The 18,668-nt window shown below is 65.2% G+C and carries 18 protein-coding genes; 7 read left to right on the top strand and 11 right to left on the bottom strand.

The features are described 5' to 3' along the window. The first annotated feature begins 462 nt into the window (after nucleotides 1–462). Nucleotides 463–1,035 carry a demethoxyubiquinone hydroxylase family protein gene (locus tag RR928_RS20105; RefSeq protein ID WP_332539333.1) on the top strand — a complete coding sequence of 191 codons (573 nt, stop codon included), beginning with the start codon at nucleotides 463–465 and terminating at the stop codon, nucleotides 1,033–1,035. Between the two features lie 24 nt (nucleotides 1,036–1,059). Here the strand turns inward: RR928_RS20105 and RR928_RS20100 are convergent, their stop codons facing one another. Further along, nucleotides 1,060–1,359: a hypothetical protein gene (locus tag RR928_RS20100; RefSeq protein WP_332539335.1), complete on the bottom strand. Its 300-nt coding sequence runs from the start codon at nucleotides 1,357–1,359 to the stop codon at nucleotides 1,060–1,062. 294 nt (nucleotides 1,360–1,653) lie between these two features. Here RR928_RS20100 and secA point away from each other — a divergent pair, with 294 nt between their 5' ends. The 4 genes from secA to RR928_RS20080 all read left to right on the top strand — a co-directional run bounded on the left by secA (nucleotide 1,654) and on the right by RR928_RS20080 (nucleotide 7,297). Further along, complete coding sequence (gene secA, locus RR928_RS20095; RefSeq protein ID WP_332539336.1) at nucleotides 1,654–4,401, top strand: preprotein translocase subunit SecA; 2,748 nt, start codon at nucleotides 1,654–1,656, stop codon at nucleotides 4,399–4,401. Between the two features lie 112 nt (nucleotides 4,402–4,513). Further along, a complete protein-coding gene (gene argJ, locus RR928_RS20090) occupies nucleotides 4,514–5,743 on the top strand; it encodes a bifunctional glutamate N-acetyltransferase/amino-acid acetyltransferase ArgJ (protein ID WP_332539337.1) in 1,230 nt (409 codons plus the stop codon). 157 nt (nucleotides 5,744–5,900) lie between these two features. Further along, on the top strand, nucleotides 5,901–6,848 hold the full coding sequence (locus RR928_RS20085; protein ID WP_332548148.1) for an ATP-binding protein: 948 nt from the start codon (nucleotides 5,901–5,903) through the stop codon (nucleotides 6,846–6,848). A gap of 41 nt (nucleotides 6,849–6,889) precedes the next feature. Then, complete coding sequence (locus RR928_RS20080) at nucleotides 6,890–7,297, top strand: (deoxy)nucleoside triphosphate pyrophosphohydrolase (protein ID WP_332539354.1); 408 nt, start codon at nucleotides 6,890–6,892, stop codon at nucleotides 7,295–7,297. Nucleotides 7,298–7,309: 12 nt separating this feature from the next. Here the strand turns inward: RR928_RS20080 and RR928_RS20075 are convergent, their stop codons facing one another. The 8 genes from RR928_RS20075 to RR928_RS20040 all read right to left on the bottom strand — a co-directional run bounded on the left by RR928_RS20075 (nucleotide 7,310) and on the right by RR928_RS20040 (nucleotide 14,232). Further along, complete coding sequence (locus RR928_RS20075; protein ID WP_332539339.1) at nucleotides 7,310–7,522, bottom strand: DNA gyrase inhibitor YacG; 213 nt, start codon at nucleotides 7,520–7,522, stop codon at nucleotides 7,310–7,312. Between the two features lie 7 nt (nucleotides 7,523–7,529). After that, the gene (gene zapD / locus RR928_RS20070; protein ID WP_332539340.1) at nucleotides 7,530–8,285 is read right to left on the bottom strand and encodes a cell division protein ZapD; all 756 of its coding nucleotides are present in this window, start codon (nucleotides 8,283–8,285) and stop codon (nucleotides 7,530–7,532) included. Nucleotides 8,286–8,417: 132 nt separating this feature from the next. Beyond that, on the bottom strand, nucleotides 8,418–9,059 hold the full coding sequence (coaE, locus tag RR928_RS20065; protein WP_332539341.1) for a dephospho-CoA kinase: 642 nt from the start codon (nucleotides 9,057–9,059) through the stop codon (nucleotides 8,418–8,420). After that, nucleotides 9,059–9,940 carry a prepilin peptidase gene (locus RR928_RS20060; protein WP_332548150.1) on the bottom strand — a complete coding sequence of 294 codons (882 nt, stop codon included), beginning with the start codon at nucleotides 9,938–9,940 and terminating at the stop codon, nucleotides 9,059–9,061. The genes coaE and RR928_RS20060 overlap by 1 nt, the downstream gene beginning before the upstream one ends. Further along, a complete protein-coding gene (locus RR928_RS20055) occupies nucleotides 9,940–11,148 on the bottom strand; it encodes a type II secretion system F family protein (RefSeq protein WP_332539344.1) in 1,209 nt (402 codons plus the stop codon). The genes RR928_RS20060 and RR928_RS20055 overlap by 1 nt, the downstream gene beginning before the upstream one ends. Before the next feature lie 28 nt (nucleotides 11,149–11,176). After that, a complete protein-coding gene (pilB, locus tag RR928_RS20050; protein WP_332539345.1) occupies nucleotides 11,177–12,922 on the bottom strand; it encodes a type IV-A pilus assembly ATPase PilB in 1,746 nt (581 codons plus the stop codon). Nucleotides 12,923–13,067: 145 nt separating this feature from the next. After that, nucleotides 13,068–13,703 (bottom strand): FMN-dependent NADH-azoreductase, encoded by a 636-nt coding sequence (locus RR928_RS20045; protein WP_332548151.1) that lies wholly within the window; start codon nucleotides 13,701–13,703, stop codon nucleotides 13,068–13,070. A 34-nt stretch (nucleotides 13,704–13,737) separates the two neighbouring features. Continuing rightward, nucleotides 13,738–14,232, bottom strand: a complete 495-nt coding sequence (locus tag RR928_RS20040) for a GNAT family N-acetyltransferase (protein WP_332683941.1) — start codon at nucleotides 14,230–14,232, stop codon at nucleotides 13,738–13,740. Nucleotides 14,233–14,297: 65 nt separating this feature from the next. On the opposite strand from RR928_RS20040, the gene pdxR reads away from it, so the two are divergent. Further along, nucleotides 14,298–15,737: a MocR-like pyridoxine biosynthesis transcription factor PdxR gene (gene pdxR / locus RR928_RS20035; RefSeq protein ID WP_332683939.1), complete on the top strand. Its 1,440-nt coding sequence runs from the start codon at nucleotides 14,298–14,300 to the stop codon at nucleotides 15,735–15,737. A 1-nt stretch (nucleotide 15,738) separates the two neighbouring features. On the opposite strand, the gene RR928_RS20030 is transcribed toward pdxR, so the two are convergent. Together RR928_RS20030 and RR928_RS20025 are read right to left on the bottom strand one after the other, a co-directional pair. Beyond that, on the bottom strand, nucleotides 15,739–16,218 hold the full coding sequence (locus RR928_RS20030; protein WP_332539350.1) for a carboxymuconolactone decarboxylase family protein: 480 nt from the start codon (nucleotides 16,216–16,218) through the stop codon (nucleotides 15,739–15,741). A gap of 173 nt (nucleotides 16,219–16,391) precedes the next feature. Next, nucleotides 16,392–16,853 carry an Lrp/AsnC family transcriptional regulator gene (locus RR928_RS20025; RefSeq protein WP_332539355.1) on the bottom strand — a complete coding sequence of 154 codons (462 nt, stop codon included), beginning with the start codon at nucleotides 16,851–16,853 and terminating at the stop codon, nucleotides 16,392–16,394. A gap of 102 nt (nucleotides 16,854–16,955) precedes the next feature. Here RR928_RS20025 and RR928_RS20020 point away from each other — a divergent pair, with 102 nt between their 5' ends. After that, nucleotides 16,956–18,557 (top strand): aminotransferase class V-fold PLP-dependent enzyme, encoded by a 1,602-nt coding sequence (locus RR928_RS20020; RefSeq protein WP_332683937.1) that lies wholly within the window; start codon nucleotides 16,956–16,958, stop codon nucleotides 18,555–18,557. The last annotated feature ends 111 nt before the right edge of the window (nucleotides 18,558–18,668 follow it).

The raw sequence follows: 18,668 nt of genomic DNA, 5'->3' as shown, positions 1-18,668 counted from the left end.
GAGCACCCGCCTTGTAAGCGGTAGGTCGTCAGTTCGATTCCGACAACCGGCACCATCTTTTTGCTGTATTTTGTGCTGTTCACTTTGCTGGACACGATACAAAAACGGTGTGTGGCATTCACTTGCGTCACACGTATTCCCCCTAGATACCTCCATTTAACAAGCAACTGCTTGCATGGCGGCGTGCGTTCGAATCTCAGGCCAGGCCTCTCGGTTTGTCGGCATGGACCATGCGCGATCGATGCGCAGATGGGCGGCATAAGCAAGCAAACGCCGGGCATTTTTCAACCACGCTCTGCGGACAGCAGCAAGACCCGGCACTGGCCCATGACACCGCAGCCGCGCAGATCTCGCACGGCCTTCGAGGCGCCAGCCTGAGTACAAGCTATCTTCCAGCCTTGAACTTGCTGGAAGTCACATGGTAGGCTGTAGCGAGGCCCCTTTGCGACTAGGAGCGCATAGATGCCTTCTCCATCAGCATCCTGTCTGGGCAAGAAAATGACTGAAAGCGTTCGCAGGGACATTCCTCTCGGAAGCAGAATATTGCGGGTGAACCACGCCGGTGAACATGGTGCCGTCAATATCTACGCGGGCCAAATCTTGGCCGCGCGCTTGACCGCAGCGTCCATGGTCCCCGAGCTTGTGGCATTCAAAGCCCATGAGGAGAAACACCGTGCGCTCTTCCTGGCAGAGCTTCAGCAGCGTGGCGTTCGGCGTTGCCGCAGCTACGGGCTGTGTGGCGCTGGCGGTTTTCTCTTGGGTCTTTTGACCGGAATGCTGGGGCGCCAGTTCATTGCGGCTACGACTGTGGCTGTTGAACGAGTGGTGCTGGAACATTTGCAAATGCAACGGCGAGAGCTTTCGGGGCAAGATGAGCGGGCAGTTGCCGTCATTTCAGCCATCGTGGAAGAAGAGCAGCAGCATCATGACCAATCTGCATTGCATCTATCCCAGCATCGGGTGTTGCCCAAGTTGATAGGGCATGTCGTTTCCGCATCCACAGAGTCTGTGATCTGGCTTGGCATGCGGATTTGAAGCCTGCCCTGGCGCAGCGCAACGCTAAGCCTGTACCCTGAGGCGGATTTCCGTCACATCCCAGCCCTTGACGCGCAGATGCGCGGCAAAGGCCGGCAGCAGCTGGCGCAGCTTGGCCGCGGCCGCATTGCTTTTGACCAGCAGGCACCAGCAGCTGCCTTCGATAGGCCCGGCCTGCACCACCTTGCGCAAGGTGATGGGTATCAGCGGCTGTATCGCCTGCAGGCGTGCCGAGGAGTCCTGCGTCATCGCCACCAGCTTGGACAGCGTGGGAGAGGACTGGGCGGCCTGCTGCAGGGAAATAGGGTAGTTGCGTCGGGTCATGGCCAGGGAAAAAGGGTGGCGCGGCGCGGCTGCGCGCCGATTGCAGGGGGAGCAGGTGGCAAAAACCATGGGCATGGAGTGCCCATGCGGATCGCTGCAGCTGCGCTTTGCGCAGGGATGTGGACTGCAGGCATGCCCCGCATAAGATCAGGCAGTTAGAATCATTGAATCAGTCTTCCGCATTATGGGTTCTTGCTGTAGAAATTCCATGGCGCGGCCCCATCTGAAATACATTCTTCTTAGGGACTCTGGTTTCCTTGAATGCCCTGGTGCAGGCAAGGTGAATCTGTTTGCATGGCCACCAACTTCCTCACCAAATTATTCGGCAGCCGCAATGACCGGCTTCTCAAGCAATACCGCAAGACGGTGGCTCGCATCAATGCGATGGAGCCCGAACTTGAAAAGCTCAGCGACGATGCCTTGCGCGCCAAGACCCAGGAGTTCAAGGAGCGGGTGAGTCAAGGCCAAAGCCTGGACGATCTGCTGCCCGAAGCCTTCGCGGTCGTGCGTGAAGGCTCCAAGCGCGTCATGAAGATGCGCCACTTCGACGTTCAGCTGCTCGGCGGCATGGCCTTGCACTACGGCAAGGTCGCTGAAATGCGCACCGGCGAAGGCAAGACCCTCACGGCAACGCTGCCCGTATACCTGAACGCGCTGGCAGGCTTGGGCGTGCACGTCGTGACCGTCAACGACTACCTCGCCAACCGCGATGCGCAGTGGATGGCGCGCCTGTACAACTTCCTGGGCCTGACGGTGGGTATCAACCTGCCCAACATGCCGCGCGAGGAAAAGCAGGCGGCCTACCAGGCCGACATCACCTACGGCACGAACAACGAGTACGGCTTCGACTACCTGCGCGACAACATGGTCTACGAGTCGGGCGACCGCGTGCAGCGCCAGCTGAACTATGCGATCGTCGACGAAGTGGACTCGATCCTGATCGACGAAGCGCGCACGCCGCTGATCATCAGCGGCCAGGCCGATGACAACACCGCCATGTACCTGGCGATGAACACCATCGTGCCCATGCTGCAGCGCCAGATCGGCGAAGCCGATCCGCGCACCGGCGAAGGCGTGACCACGCCCGGCGACTTCACGCTCGACGAGAAGACCCAGCAGGTCTTCCTGACCGAGCAGGGCCATGAAACCGCGGAGCGCGTGCTGGCCAACGCCAAGCTGATTGCCGAGGGCGCTTCGCTCTACGATCCGGCAAACATCACGCTGATGCACCACCTGTACGCCGCGCTGCGTGCCAATCACCTGTACCACCGCGACCAGCACTATGTGGTGCAGAACGGCGAGATCGTGATTGTCGACGAGTTCACCGGTCGCCTGATGTCGGGCCGCCGCTGGAGCGACGGCCTGCACCAGGCCGTCGAAGCCAAGGAAGGCGTGACCATCCAGGCCGAGAACCAGACGCTGGCCTCGATCACCTTCCAGAACTACTTCCGCCTCTACGGCAAGCTCGGCGGCATGACCGGCACGGCCGACACCGAAGCCTACGAATTCCAGGAAATCTACGGTCTCGAGACCGTGGTCATTCCGCCCAATCGCCAGAGCCGGCGCGAAGACCAGCTCGACCGCGTCTACAAGACCACGGCCGAGAAGTACGCGGCCGCGATCAAGGACATCCGCGAATGCTATGAGCGCGGCCAGCCCGTGCTGGTCGGCACGACGTCGATTGAGAACTCGGAAATCATTGACGAACTGCTCAACGAAGCCAAGCTGCCCCACCAGGTGCTCAATGCCAAGCAGCATGCGCGTGAGGCCGACATCGTCGCCCAGGCCGGCCGCACGGGCATGATCACCATCGCCACCAACATGGCGGGCCGCGGCACCGACATCGTGCTCGGCGGCAACCTCGAAAAGCTGCTGAGCGTGGTCGAAGCCGACACCTCGCTGGACGAAGCAACGCGCGCGCGCCGCCTGGAAGAAGTGCGCGCGCAGTGGCAGATCGAGCATGAGAAAGTCGCGGCCCTGGGCGGCCTGCGCATCATCGCCACCGAACGCCACGAGTCGCGCCGCATCGACAACCAGCTGCGCGGCCGCTCGGGCCGCCAGGGTGACCCCGGCTCCTCGCGCTTCTACCTGAGCCTGGACGACACGCTGCTGCGCATCTTTGCCGGCGACCGCGTCAAGGCCATCATGGAACGCCTGAAGATGCCCGATGGCGAAGCCATCGAGGCCGGCATCGTCACGCGCTCCATCGAATCCGCGCAGCGCAAGGTCGAGGCGCGCAACTTCGACGTGCGCAAGCAGCTGCTCGAATACGACGACGTCGCCAACGACCAGCGCAAGGTGATCTACCAGCAGCGCAACGAGATCCTCGATGCGGTCGACCTGAACGAGCTCATTGGCGTGATGCGCGAAGAGACCGTGACCGACATCGTGCGCCAGCATGTGCCCGCCGACTCGATGGAAGAGCAATGGGATCTGCCGGCGCTGGAAAAGCATCTCAACGACGAATGGCGACTGGACCTGCCGCTGGTGCAGGAAGTCGGCGCGGCCGAAGCCATCACCGACGAGGAAATCCTCGAAAAGGTGTTGCAGGCCGCTCAAGCCGCGTTCGACGCCAAGCTGGCGCTGATCGGCCACGAGAACTTCACCCAGTTCCAGCGCGCCGTGCTGCTGCAGAGCTTCGACTCCAACTGGCGCGACCACCTGGCCGCGCTCGACTACCTGCGCCAGGGCATCCATTTGCGCGGCTACGCGCAAAAGCAGCCCAAGCAGGAGTACAAGCGCGAAGCCTTCGAGCTGTTCCGTCAGCTGATCGATCAGGTCAAGAACGAAGTCACGCGGGTGCTGATGACGGTGCAGGTGCAGTCCAACGAACAGCTGGACCAGGCCACCGAAGTGCTGGGCCAGCGCGCCGAGCACATCGCCAACGTGACCTACACTTCGCCCACCGAAGACGGCAGCCAGACCACGGTGCGCGCCGATGAAGCCGAAGCCGCTGCTCCCATGATGCGCGTGGGCCGCAACGATCCCTGCCCTTGCGGCAGCGGCCTGAAGTTCAAGCAATGCCACGGCAAACTCGCTTGAGCCTGCGCTACCGGCGCTGAAACAGCACGCACGGGCTACGGCCCGTGTTTGCATTGGCGCCGGGCATTTTTCCGGATAATCCCTCCGACATCCTTTTACGAAAGACATTCGCATGCCTGTGAATCTCTCCGCCCCTGTTGCCGCCGAGCTGCTTGCGATCGACGGTGTCCGTATTGGCGTCGCCGAAGCCGGCGTGCGCAAGGCCAACCGCAAGGACCTGACGGTGTTCCTGCTCGATGAAGGCGCGGCCGTGGCCGGCGTGTTCACGCAGAACCGTTTCTGCGCCGCGCCGGTGCAGGTCAGCCGCGAGCATCTGGCCCAGGGCGGCGCGGTGCGCGCCATGGTGATCAACACCGGCAACGCCAATGCCGGCACGGGCGCGCAAGGCCTGGCCGCCGCGCGCGCCACCAGCGCCGCGCTGGCCGAACTGCTGGGCGTGGCCGCACATCAGGTGCTGCCGTTCTCCACGGGCGTGATCATGGAGCCGCTGCCGGTCGAGCGCATCGTCGCCGGCCTGCCGGCCGCGCTGGCCGACGCCCAGCCCGCGCACTGGGCGCGTGCCGCCGAAGGCATCATGACCACCGACACCCTGCCCAAGGCCTTCAGCCGCCAGGTGCAGATCGGTGAGGCGACGGTCTCGATCACCGGCATCAGCAAGGGCGCGGGCATGATCCGCCCCAACATGGCGACCATGCTGGGCTTTCTGGCCACCGATGCCAACATCGCGCCCGAGCTGCTGCAGCCGCTGGTGTCGGGCCTGGCCGAAGCCTCGTTCAACCGCGTGACCATTGACGGCGACACCTCGACCAACGACTCGTTCGTGCTCGTGGCCACCAACCGTGCCAAGCATGCCCAGATCACATCGCTGTCCAGCGCCGAAGGCCAGGCCCTGCAGGCCGCGTTGCTGGAAGTCTCGCAAAAGCTGGCCCAGGCCATCGTGCGCGACGGCGAAGGCGCGACCAAGTTCATCACAGTGCGTGTCGAAGGCGGCAAGACCGGCGCCGAGTGCCGCCAGGTGGCCTATGCGATCGCGCATTCGCCGCTGGTCAAGACCGCGTTCTACGCCAGCGACCCAAACCTGGGCCGCATCCTGGCAGCCGTGGGCTATGCGGGCATTGCCGACCTCGACCAGACCGGCATCGACCTGTACCTCGACGACGTGCATGTGGCCGTGAAGGGCGGGCGCAACCCCGACTACCGCGAGGAAGACGGCCAGCGCGTGATGAAGCAGCAGGAAATCACCGTGCGCGTGCTGCTGGGCCGCGGCGATGCGGTCGACACCGTCTGGACCTGCGACTTCAGCCACGACTACGTGACCATCAACGCTGACTATCGTTCCTAAGCACCTGCCGATGGATTGAACCGTTCGTGGTGAGCTTGTCGAACCACACCCTTCGATCCTTCGACAGGCTCAGGATCAGGACGAACGGATATTTTTGACTGGCGTCGGGCTCTGAGGGGCTTGCGACCAGAACCGACCGAGACACGAGAGCTCTGCCATGACCCTGCCTGCCGATACCAACCCTCTCGAGCGCCTGGTGGCGCGTGCCGAACAGCTGATGCAGCGCATCGAAGCCGTGCTGCCCCAGCCGCTGCAGTCGCCCCAGGACTGGAGCGAGGCGATTGCCTGGCGCTACCGCAAGCGCGCCAATGGCTGCGGCCTGCTCGAGCCGGTGCGCCATATCGGCGCGATGGAACTGTCCGATCTGCAGAACATCGACGGGCAAAAGGAAAAGATCGCGCGCAACACCGAGCAGTTCGTGCAGGGCCGCACGGCCAACAACGTGCTGCTCACGGGCGCGCGCGGCACGGGCAAGTCCTCGCTGATTCGCGCCTGCCTGCATGCCTATGCGGCCCAGGGCCTGCGCCTGATCGAAGTCGACAAGCAGGACCTCACTGACCTGCCCGACATCGTCGACGTGGTCGCGGGTCGCCCCGAGAAGTTCATCATCTACTGCGATGACCTGAGCTTCGAGGAAGGCGAGCCCGGCTACAAGGCGCTCAAGTCGATTCTCGACGGTTCGGTCTCGGCCGCAAGCCCCAACGTGCTGGTCTACGCGACCAGCAACCGCCGCCATCTGCTGCCTGAATACATGACCGACAACCTGTCGGTGCAGCGCGGCGACGACGGTGAAATCCATCCCGGCGAAGTGATCGAGGAGAAGATCTCGCTGTCGGAGCGCTTTGGCCTGTGGGTCAGCTTCTACCCGTTCAGCCAGGACGAATACCTGCGCGTGGTCGCGCAGTGGTTGTCGGCGCTGGGCGTGGATGCCACGGCGATTGCCGCGGCGCGCGCCGAAGCCCTGGTGTGGGCATTGGAGCGCGGCTCGCGCAGCGGCCGCGTGGCCCACCAGTTCGCGCGCGACTATGCGGGCCGCGACACCCATGCGGTGGCCGGCAGTGGCATCGCCGATGTCAGCGGCCTGTCCGAGGAATCCGAGCTGTGAACGCGCCGCGCAAGCACACGGAAGTCGCCGTGGGCGTGCTGATGCGCGCCGACGACGCGCTGCTGCTGACTTCGCGTCCCGCAGGCAAGCCCTGCGCGGGCTTCTGGGAGTTTCCCGGCGGCAAGCTGGAAGCCGGCGAGACGGTCGAGCAGGCGCTGCGCCGCGAGCTGATCGAGGAGCTGGGCATCACCATTGGCGCGGCCGAAGTCTGGAAAGTCACCGAGCATGACTATCCGCATGCGCTGGTGCGGCTGCACTGGTGCAAGGTGCGTGAATGGCAGGGCAACTTTGAGATGCGCGAAGGCCAGGACATGGCCTGGCAGCAGCTGCCGCTCGATGTGAAGCCCGTGCTGCCCGGCGCGCTGCCGGTGCTCGAATGGCTGGCGCAGGAGCGCGGTCTGGCGTTTGACGCCGAGTACTACACGCGCGAACTGCCCGCCACGGCCTGAGGCCGCCGGCGCTTAATCCTGTTCCCTGGGGTCGCCGTGCGGCGCGCCTTCGGGCGGAATGGGGGAGGGCACGCGAAACTCTTCATTGGCCCAGGCGCCCAGGTCGATCTGGCGGCAGCGCTCGCTGCAGAACGGGCGCCAGCGGTTTTGCGGTGCAAACACGCTGGGGCCGCCGCAGGTGGGGCAGCGCACGATGGGAGCTGCCGGCTTGGAATCGTTCGTCATGGGCGTTTCAGGCACACAGGGTGATTTCGAAATTCGCGTCTTCGGCGCAGGGCTGGAGCTTGCCGTTGGCATCGGCGCGCATCAGGCGCACCGAAACCAGCAGTCGGTTGCCGCTGATCTCGGGCACCAGATCCAGCGCGGGATCGATGCGCAGGCGCAATAGCTGGAAGCTGCGCCCCGTGGGCAGGTTCTGCTGGAACTGGCCGTTCTCCGCGGCCACGCGCTGCGGCACGCCGGTATCGCGCAGCATCTGCATCAGCACGAACAGCGCATCGGCCAGCGGCGTGAGCGCCGCGGTCCAGCCTTCGAGCGCGCGCTGGCGCGCCTCGCTGTCCTGGTGCTGCCAGGCGTGATAGGCGGGCAGATCGAAGCCGCAGGTGCCGCCGGGAATGCTGATGCGGCTGCGAATGGCCATCAGCCAGTCGTTTTCCGTGAGGATCTGGCCGGTCTTGCCGTTCTGCGCATTGAGGGCGGCAAAGCACTCGTCCATGCGGCCTATGATCTGGTCTAGCAGTTCCGTCGCGATCGAAGGGTTGCCGCGGTAGCTGTCGAGCAGCGCTTTCTGCTTCTCGAGGTCCTTGAGCACATCTGACTTGAGGTCGACGCGGGCGGCGACATCCATGATCTCGAAGATCGTGACCAGTGCGAAATGGTGATCGGTCGGATAGGGGCGTGCAATCAGTTCGCCGAGACGGCGGAACAGGGACTCGAGCCGGAGATAGGTTCTCAGGCGTTCGTTAAAAGGGTATTCGTAGAGGATCACGCTTGCAGGGCTCCTAGGGCCTGTTCACCTTGTTTTCATCGGCGCAAACAGGACAAAACCGCGCCAATCCAGCGCGTAAAGACGCCCAGGCCGGCCGCCCGGGCCCTGCGGCATCAGCCAAGCCATGTCCCATCATAGCCCGAACAACGCAGCGATCCGAACCGCTTGCGCGCGCAAACGCTCCAGATCCTGTGTGTCATTGTAAATAATCATATCGGCAGCTGCTCTGCGCGCCTTGCGCGTGGCCTGGGCGGCAAGGATGCGTTCTATGGCGGCACGCGTCAACTGGTTGCGTTCGATCACGCGGCGGATCTGTGTTTCCTCACTGCAATCGACCACCAGCACCTGATCGAGCGCGCGGCTCCAGCGGCCCGATTCGACGAGCAGCGGAATGTCCAGCACGATCAGCGCCGCACCCGCCTGTTCGGCCTGCACGATGCGCTGTGCAGTTGCCTGGCCCACGAGAGGGTGGACGATGGCTTCGAGGCGCTGGCGTGCCGAGGCATCGGCAAAGGCCAGCGCGCGCATGCGTTCGCGGTGCAGGCCGCCGTCTTCGGCGATCAGTTCCGCGCCGAAGGCCGCGGCAATGGGTGCCATCGCCAGGCCGCCCGCGGCCGTGACGCCGCGCGCTATCTGGTCGGCGTCGATATGGATGGCGCCGCGCGCGGCCAGCAGCGCCGCAAAAGTGCTCTTGCCGCTGCCTATGCCGCCGGTCACGCCCAGGCGTGGCGTGCGCCAGCGGCTGGTCGGCAGCATGCTTGCAATGCGGTCCATCACAAGCCCAGCAGTCCCAGAAAGCGCTCGAGCATGCGCTGCGGACCGAACAGCAGCGCGGCGAAGCCCGCACCCGCGAGAAACGGGCCGAACGGGATATAGCCGCCGGCGCGCAGCTGGCTGCGAAACTTCATGACGATGCCGATGATGGCACCTATGACCGATGCCGCGAGAATGATGGGCACCAGCGCCTGCCAGCCGAACCAGGCGCCGAGCGCGGCAAACAGCTTGAAGTCGCCATAGCCCATGCCGTCCTTGCCGGTCGCGAGCTTGAAAGCCCAGAAAACCAGCCACAGCGACAGGTAGCCCGCGGCCGCGCCCCAGACAGCATCGGCCAGCGGCACGTCCGTCCAGCGCAGCGCTGCGGCGATCAGTCCGGCCCAGAGCAAGGGCAGAGTGATGTCGTCGGGCAGCAAGGTCGTATCCCAGTCGATCAGCGCCAGCGTGAGCAGCGCGGCGCTGAAGCCGCACCACGCAAGACCCGCAGGGCTGATGCCCCATTTGCCCAGGCAGAAGGCAAACAGCGCGGCCGTCGCCAGCTCTACCAGCGGATAGCGCGCGCTGATGCGCGCCTTGCAGCCCGCGCAGCGACCGCGCAGCGCGAGATAGCTCAGCACCGGTACGTTCTCATACCAGCGGATCGCATGGCCGCAGTGCGGGCAGCGCGAACGCGGCGCACTGAGGCTGATGCGTTCGCCGGCCGCCGCCGCCGGAGCCTGCAGGCCCGCGGCCAGGGCCTGTTCCTCGGCGTGCTGCCGGCATTCGTCGGCCCATTGCTGCTCCATGATCCTGGGCAGCCGGTGGATCACCACATTCAGGAAACTGCCGATGAGCAGACCCAGCACGCCGCCCAGGGCGGCTCCTTCCCAAGCTATCGACATCAGACCACCTGTCCCAGCTGGAAAATGGGCAGGTACATGGCGACCACGATGCCGCCGATGATGACGCCGAGAAACACGATGATGATGGGCTCCATCAGGCTCGACAGGCCGGCGACCATCTCATCGACTTCCTCCTCGTAGAAGTCGGCGGCCTTGCCCAGCATGTGGTCGATGGAGCCCGACTCCTCGCCGATCGCGCACATCTGCAGCACCATGGACGGGAATACGTTGGCCGAAGTCATCGCCGAAGTCAGGCTGGTGCCGGTCGAGACTTCCTGCTGTATCTTCTCTGTCGCGAGCGCATAGACCGCGTTGCCCGAGGCGCCGCCCACCGAGTCGAGCGCTTCGACCAGCGGCACGCCGGCGGCAAACATCGTCGACAGCGTGCGCGTCCAGCGCGCGATGCAGGATTTCTCGACCAGGATGCCGAAGATCGGCAGGCGCAGCATGAGCCTGTCCATCGCCATCTGTATGCGCGGGCTGCGCCGCCAGGCCTGGAGGAAGAAATAGGTGCCGCCGCCTATCAGGCCGAAGATCAGCCACCACCACTGCACGAAGACTTCGCTGATCGCCATGACCAGCAAGGTGGGCGCGGGCAGGTCGGCGCCAAACGAGCTGAACACGTCCTTGAAGGCCGGCACCACAAAAATCATGATCACCGCGATCACGGCGAAGGTCACGATGATCACCGCGCTGGGATACATGAGCGCCGATTTGATCTTTCCCTTGATGGCCTCGGTCTTTTCCATGTAGACCGCGAGCCGGTCGAGCAGCGTTTCGAGAATACCCGCGGACTCGCCAGCTTCCACCAGATTGCAGTAGAGGCTGTTGAAGTACAGAGGATGCTTGCGGAAGGCCGCGCTCAGCGAGGTGCCCATCTCGACGTCCGTGCGCACGTCGTTGAGCAGCCGGGTGACGCTGGTGTTGGTGTTGCCGCGACCGACGATGTCGAACGACTGCAGCAGCGGCACGCCGGCCTTCATCATCGTCGCCAGCTGGCGCGTGAACAGCGCGATGTCCTTGGGCTTGATCTTCTTGCCCGAGCGCGTGCGGCGCTTCTTGATCTTCGTGGGAAAGATGCCCTGGCGCCGCAACGTGGCCTGCACCTGGTTTTCGCCGCCCGCGCGGGTTTCGCCGCGCACGATCTTTCCGTGCCGGTCCTTGCCTTCCCATTCGAAGACAAAATCCTGGATGCCTGCAGTCGCCATGCGATTCCCTCTCGTGTGCTGGGCTGTTTTATTCGTTGGTCACGGCCAGCACTTCTTCGAGCGATGTCAGCCCCTGGCGCGCCTTGTGCAGGCCGGACGCGCGCAACGAGCGCACGCCTTCGAGCTTGGACTGGGCGGCGATTTCAAGGGCACTGCCATCGCGCAGGATGATGCGCTGCATTTCTTCGGTGATGGGCATCACCTGGTAGATGCCGACCCGGCCCTTGTAGCCGTTGTTGCAGGCCTTGCAGCCCACCGCCTTGTAGGTGACCCAGCTGCCGTCTATCTCGTCCTCTTCATAGCCGGCATCGAGCAGCGCCTGGTGCGGAATGTCGGCGGGCTGCTTGCACTGCGGGCACAGGCGGCGTGCCAGACGCTGGGCCGTGATCAATATCACGCTGGACGCGATGTTGAACGGCGCTATGCCCATGTTGCGCATGCGCGTGAGCGTGGTCGGGGCGTCGTTGGTGTGCAGTGTGGACAGCACCAGGTGACCGGTCTGCGCGGCCTTGATAGATATGTCGGCGGTTTCGATATCGCGGATTTCGCCGACCATGATGATGTCGGGATCCTGGCGCAGAAAGGCCTTGAGCGCGGTCGCGAAGCTCAGGCCGGCCTTCTCGTTGACGTTGACCTGGTTGACGCCGGGCAGGTTGATTTCGGACGGGTCTTCTGCCGTGGCGATGTTGACGCCGGGTTTGTTCAGCAGGTTCAGGCAGGTATAGAGCGACACCGTCTTGCCCGAACCCGTGGGGCCGGTGACCAGAATCATGCCGTAGGGACGGCCGATGGCGTGCATCAGGCGTTCGCGCTCCTCGGGCTCGTAACCGAGCGCATCGATGCCCATCTTGGCGCTTTCGGGGTCCAGGATACGGATCACGATCTTCTCGCCGAACAGCGTGGGCAGGGTGCTGACCCGGAAATCGATGGTCCGGCCCGGGCCGACCTTGAGCTTCATGCGGCCGTCCTGCGGCACGCGTTTCTCGGAGATATCCAGGCGTGAAATGACCTTGATGCGCGACGCGAGCTTGTCCTTGATCGCAATCGGCGGCGAGGCAATTTCGCGCAGCTCGCCGTCGATGCGAAAACGCACGCGGTAGTTGTGCTCGTAGGGCTCGAAATGCAGGTCGGACGCGCGCATGTGGAAAGCGTCGAGCAGCATCTTGTGCAGGAACTTGACGATGGGCGCGTCTTCCACGTCCGAGGCCGCGGCGTTGGCGCTGTCGCTGGCTTCCTCGGTATCTTCAGCCTTGATGTCGTCGAAATTGAAGTCACCCGTGGCGGTGTAGGTCTGCAGCGATTCAGCCACCGTCTTGTGCGTGGCTTCGCACAGCTGCACGAGCTTGTCGTATTCGGCAATGATCCAGTCTATCCCCATCTGGGACGTGAACTTGATGCGTTCGGCGGCTTCCTGGTCCGTGGGGTCGGCCGCGGCAATGGTCAGGCGGTTGTTGCGCTTGCTCAGCACGACCACGCGGTAGGTCAGGCACAGCTTCGCCGGCAGCAGCCCCTGCGGCAGTGTCGCGGGATCGACGGCGTCGAGATCAAGCAGGGGCGCGCCGAATACGGTCGACAGCGTATGCGCCAGATCGGAGGAGGTGACGGTGCCCGAGCCTATGAGTTCGGCAATGAAGCTGGTGCGCGCCGTCTGCGATTTCCGGTGCAGCTCTTCGGCGATTTCTGCGGTAATGGTGCCCGCAGAAATCAGTGCGCGACCCAGTCCGGGGAGCGCCTTGCCGGATGAGGACGAAGAGACGGATTCAGCAGCAGGCATGAAGCAGGTGATTGGAGGCGAAGTGAAGTCTCCCTATCATCCCTCATTCACGGCGGGCTGCATAGCTGCGTGGAGCATTTTGCAAGGACTTGTACCAAGGCGCCTGGCTGGCGCACGAGCCGGCGCGCGCGCCACCGCGTCCCGGTCAGCGCCTGGCAAACAGCTTGTCCACGGCTTCGGTCGCTGCCTGCCGGCCCGCGCACAGCGCTGCCTCCCCCAGGGCCGTGCCTTCTACCGTGACGAAGTGCAGGTCGTGCAGGCCAATGGTCGCCAAGGTATGGCGCAGATAGGGCCGCATAAAGTCGGGCTGGCGTGCGGATTCGCCCGTGATCAGGCCGCCGCTGGAGATCGCCACGTAGACCGGGCGGTCGCGCAGGCTGCCTATCTTGCCTTGCGGCGTCACGCTGAAGGTCGCGCGTATGCGCACGATATGGTCTACCCAGGCCTTGAGCGACGATGGCAGCGTGAAGTTGTGCATAGGCGTGGCGATGACCACGGCGTCGGCCGCGGCCAGTTGCGCGATCAGCGCGTCGGATCGGTGCAGCGCGCTGCCCGCGGCCGCTGGAGTTTGCGGGTCTTCGCGCGCCGCCAATGCGAGGGCATAGCCGCTGTCGACCGCGGGCAGCTCGCTGGTGTCGACATCGGTCAGCGCCACGCTGCGCGTCGCCACCAAGGCATCGACGATCTGCTGCGACAGGCGCCGGCTTTCGGAGGCCGCGCCGCGCGGGCTGCCCAGGACGCGCAGCAGGCGCAGGGGCTGGTCGGGTGAGGTGGTATGCACGTATTTCCTTGTTTGAAGTGAAGGTCGGCGGGGCTTAGCCGCCACCCAGCATTTTTTGAAAGCGCAGCGCGCCGGTGTAGAGCCCGGCGCGAAAGTAGAAGCGCTGGGCGCGTGCATTGGCCAGACCTGTGTCGAGCACCAGCTGCGCGCAGCCTGCGGCGCGCGCCACGCGCTCGAGTCCCTGCAGCAGCCGCGCGCCCCACTGGCCGCCGCGCCGGGACGCGTCCGTGACCAGATCGTCGACATAGAGGAAGCGGCCATAGATGAGGTTTTCCTGCAGCCGATAGCCTGCGAGCGCGGCCAGGCTGCCGTCGGGCGCGAAAGCGCCGATGAGCTGGTAGCCCTGCAGGCGCTGGCGCTGCACGCGCGCGGCGAACTCGGCCGCGCCGTCCAGCTGGGGGCGCAACTGCTGCATCAGCGGCGCCGCAAGGCGCAGGTCGCTCGCGGAGTCGAGCGGGCGCAGCGCGCTGTCTGCCAGATCCAGGATGCTGGGCGCAGGCCAAGGGGAGTGGGCGTGTGAGGCGTTCATGGACTTGACTCTACAAGTCGCATGCCACAATGCCTTGAGCCAAGACTGTACTTATGGACTAGACCATGACGCCTGCCATTTCGCCGCCTGCCTTCGCGCCGCTGGCCGGGGAAAGCGGCACGCCGCTGTACCGTCAGCTGTATGACCGCGTGCGCGCCTCGATCGCGGCCGGCGACCTTGCGCCGGGCGACCGCGTGCCTTCGGCGCGCGCGTTGGCCAAGGAGCTGGGCGTGGCGCGCGGCACGATAGAGCTGGCCTACGAGCTGTTGACTTCCGAAGGCTATCTGCTCGCGCGCGGCCAGGCGGGCACGGTCATCCATCCCGCGTTGCAACCGGCCGCGGCGGCGTCCCCGCCAGCCGTCACGCCACAGGAAGCCCCGCCCACTTCGATGCGGGATTCGCTGTGGCGGCCGGCGCAGCTGCTGCCTTTCCAGCTGGGCGTGCCGGCCATGGATGCGTTTCCGCGCAAGATCTGGGCGCGGCTGGGCGCGCGCTACCTGCGCGGCATGCAGGCCGCGGACCTTGACTACCCGCCGCCGCATGGTCTGCCCGCGTTGCGCAGCGCGATCGCTTCATATCTGCAGGTGGCGCGCGGCATCGATTGCGGCGCCCACCAGGTGTTCGTCACCACGGGTTACCGCGCGAGCCTGCAGCTGGCCGCGCTGGCGGTGATGCAGGCCGGCGACCGTGCCTGGGTCGAGGATCCGGGTTACCCGCCCACAAGGCAACTGCTGCGCGAATCGGGCCTGCTGCCGGTGGCGGTGCCGGTCGATGCACAGGGCCTGATGGTGGAACGCGGCATCGCGCTGGCACCCGACGCGAAAGTGGTGACGGTCACGCCCGCGCATCAAAGTCCATTGTCGATGTCGCTTTCCTTGCCGCGCCGGCATGCGCTGCTGGAATGGGCCGCGGCGCAAGGCGCGTGGGTGGTCGAGGACGATTACGACGGCGAGTACCGCTACGCCAGCCGGCCGCTGCCGGCGCTCGCGAGCCTGGACCGCCATGGCCGCGTGCTGTACGCAGGGACTTTCAGCAAGGTGCTGTTTCCCGGAATCCGGCTGGCCTATCTGGTCGTGCCGCAGGCGCAGGTCGCGGCGTTCGAGCGCGTGGGGCGCATTTTCTTTGCCGCGGCGACGCCGGCCATCGCCCAGGCCATCGTCGCGGACTTCATGGCCGAAGGGCATTTCTCGCGCCATATCCAGCGCATGCGCAAGCTCTATGCCGAGCGGCGCGCGGCCACCATCGCCGCGCTCGAGCGCGGTCTTGGCGGGCTGCTGCGCACCGAGCCCCAGCCCGGTGGCATGCATCTGGTGCTGCGCCTGCCCGGCGAGCGCAGCGACCAGCCGCTGGCCGAGAAGCTGCTGGCCCATGGTATGGCCGTGCAGCCGATGTCGCGCTGGTGGGCTTCGGAGTGCACGGATTCGGCGCTGCTGCTGAGCTTCACCAACTGCACGGCCGCCGCCCAGGCCGAGCGCCTGGGCCTGCTGATACGGCAGTCGCTCTAGATCAGGACAGACCGGCCTTGTCGAGGCCATAGAGCTTGTCGGCCGAACCGGGCACGGCGCGAAACGCCACGCTCAGCCGGTTCCAGCCATTGATGGCGACGATCAGGAAGGACAGGTCGGCAAGTTCCTCGTCCGACAGCTCGGCGCGCACGCTGTCGAAGATCGCGTCCGATACGCCATGCGCGCCCAGCTGGGTCAGGGCTTCGGTCCATTCGAGGATGGCGCGCTCCTTGGCGCTGAACAGCGTCGACTCGCGCCAGACCGTCACATGGTGCAGGCGCAGTTCGCGCTCGCCGTGGATCCTGGCTTCCTTGACATGCATGTCCACGCAGAATGCGCAGCCGTTGAGCTGCGAGGCGCGCAGCGTCACCAGATGTCCGTACTGCGCGAGAAACGGCTTCTTGTGCAGCAGGTTGTTGAACTCCATGTACTTCTGGGCAGCGTCGGGAGAGAGCTTGTAATAGTCGAGGCGTTGGCTCATGGTCGGTTCCAGTCAATAGTGAGAGTTGCAGATATCACGCACCGGCACAGACCAGTGAAGGGCCTCAAGGCGCTGTCCCGGTGACGCGTTTGAGGCAATTGTGGTGCTGCAATGGACTGGTCTGTGAGGGCCATGAATGGTGTTTTTGTCTAGGCCATGTCGACTGCGCCGCTTCAGCGCACGTAGGTCAGCGGCAGGGCCGTGGTGTATTTGAGCTCCTCCATCGCAAAGCTCGAAGAGACGTCGAGCAACTGGGTGCCCGCAATCAGCCGCTTGTAGACCTTGTCGTAGGCCGCGATATCTGGCACGACCACGCGCAGCAGGTAATCGACATCGCCGCTCATGCGGTACAGCTCGACCACTTCGGAAATGGCCGCGACCGTGGCGTGGAACTGGTCGAACCATTCCTGGCTGTGGGTGCTGGTGCGCACGGCGACAAACACCGTGACGCTGACGTTGGCGTGGTTGCGGTCCAGCAGCGCGACGTTGCGCGTGATCACGCCGCCCTCCTTGAGACGCTGGATGCGCCGCCAGCACGAAGTCTGCGACAGGCCCAGTTCGGCGGCCAGATCCGCGACCGGGGCATCGGCGTCTTGCTGGAGTTTTTCCAGCAGCTTGCAGTCTATGGAATCTATTTTCATTTTCTATCGTTGATTTGGAATTTTGTCGCGCAATGATGTGAAATCAAGCGGTATTTTGCAAGACCTCTTCAGGGCCTCTGGTGGAAAATTTCTCCCATGGAAATCTATCTTGACGCGAACGCCACCACGGCCGTCTTTCCCCCGGCCCGCGAGGCCGCGCTGGCCGTCATGGCCCAGGGCTTCGGCAATCCCAGCAGCATTCACGGCAGCGGCCTCAAGGCGCGCGCCGTGGTCGATGGCGTGCGCGCCAGCGCGCGGCGCGTGCTTGATGCGCCGACCGGACAGCTGTTCTTCACCAGTGGCGCGACCGAAGGCATACAGACCAGCGTGCTGTCGGCGCTGTGCGAACTGCGCCGCCGACGCGATGCCGGCGAGCCCGCGGCCCGGGCGCTGCTCTATGGCGCGACCGAACACAAGGCCGTGCCCCAGGCGCTGCACCACTGGAATGCGCTGCTGGGGCTGAATCTGCCGGTGCTGGCCATCCCTGTGGACCGCATGGGGCGCCATGACCTGGCCTGGCTGCGCGCGCACGCGCCGACCGCCGGCCTGGTCTGCACCATGGCCGCGAACAACGAAACAGGCGTGATCAGCGACCTCGACGGCATTGCCGACATCCTGCGCACGAGTCCCGCGCTGTGGCTGGTCGACGGCGTGCAGGCACTGGGCAAGCTGGCGCTGAAGCTGGTCGAGCGCGGCATCGATTACGCGCCGTTTTCCGGCCACAAGTTCTATGCGCCCAAGGGCATAGGTCTGCTTTATGTGCGCGCCGGCGCGCCTTTCACGCCGTTGCTGACGGGCGGCGGGCAGGAAGGCGGGCTGCGCGGGGGCACGGAGAACATCGCGGGCATAGCCGCGCTGGGCGCGGTGCTGCAGGCCTGGGAAGCCGGCGATGTGTTTCAGCCGCCCGCGGCGCTGGCCGCGCATCGCGCCCAGCTGGTTGCGGCCTTGCGCGCGGCGTTTGCCGGGCTGGAATTCAACGCTCCTGACGCTTTGAGCCTGCCGACCACCTTGAACTTCGCGGTGCGCGGCGTGAGTTCCAAGGTGCTGCTGGATCTGTTCGATGCCGCCGATCTGCGCGTCAGCGGCGGCTCGGCCTGCAGCGCCGCCAAGGCCGAGCCCAGCTATGTGCTGCAGGCCATGGGCCTGGAGGAGTGGCAGACCCAGGCCGCGGTGCGCCTGTCGTTTGGCGCGCTGGACAGGGGCGAATTCATTGCCGCGGCCTGCGCGCGCCTGCAGCGCTGCGGCGAAGTGCTGCGCGCTCGCGGCCTGAGCGGCGCGGCGCCGCGGGAGGCTTCGGCGGCGTTTGCCGGCCTGGCGCTGGCCGACGACCTGGCGGACAGCATGGACGTGGTGCTGGACCAGTCGGCCGCGCTGGCCTTGCTGCAGGCCCAGGCGGGCGGGCTGTGGGTCGATGTGCGCGAAGCCTACGAGAGCGAGGTCCAGGCGCGGCGCGGTCTGCTCGCGAATGCGCAGGCCGTGCCGCTGTCGGCCTGGCTCTCGGCCGTGCCGCAGTGGCTGGCGCTGGCGCCCCAGGTGCCGGTGGTGTTTTATTGCCGCAGCGGCAACCGCAGCGCCCAGGCCGCGCGCGCGCTGCGCCGCCTTGGACATGCATCGGCCTGGAGCCTGGCCGGCGGTCTGGCGATGTGGAGCGAGCCGTCGCTTGAAAGTGCAGACGACTGCCTGGCTGGCGCGCGCTGATTTGCGCCAGCCCAACGCAAAAAGCCCAAGTGATTGCATCACTTGGGCTTTTTGCATGGATTCCTGGTCGGGGTGAGAGGATTCGAACCTCCGGCCTCTACGTCCCGAACG

The sequence above is a fragment of the Comamonas sp. genome, assembly GCF_036666375.1.
In the GTDB taxonomy this organism is placed as follows: domain Bacteria; phylum Pseudomonadota; class Gammaproteobacteria; order Burkholderiales; family Burkholderiaceae_C; genus Comamonas.
Note: the sequence above shows the minus strand (reverse complement) of the source record. Positions and strands in the feature narration are given on the sequence as shown.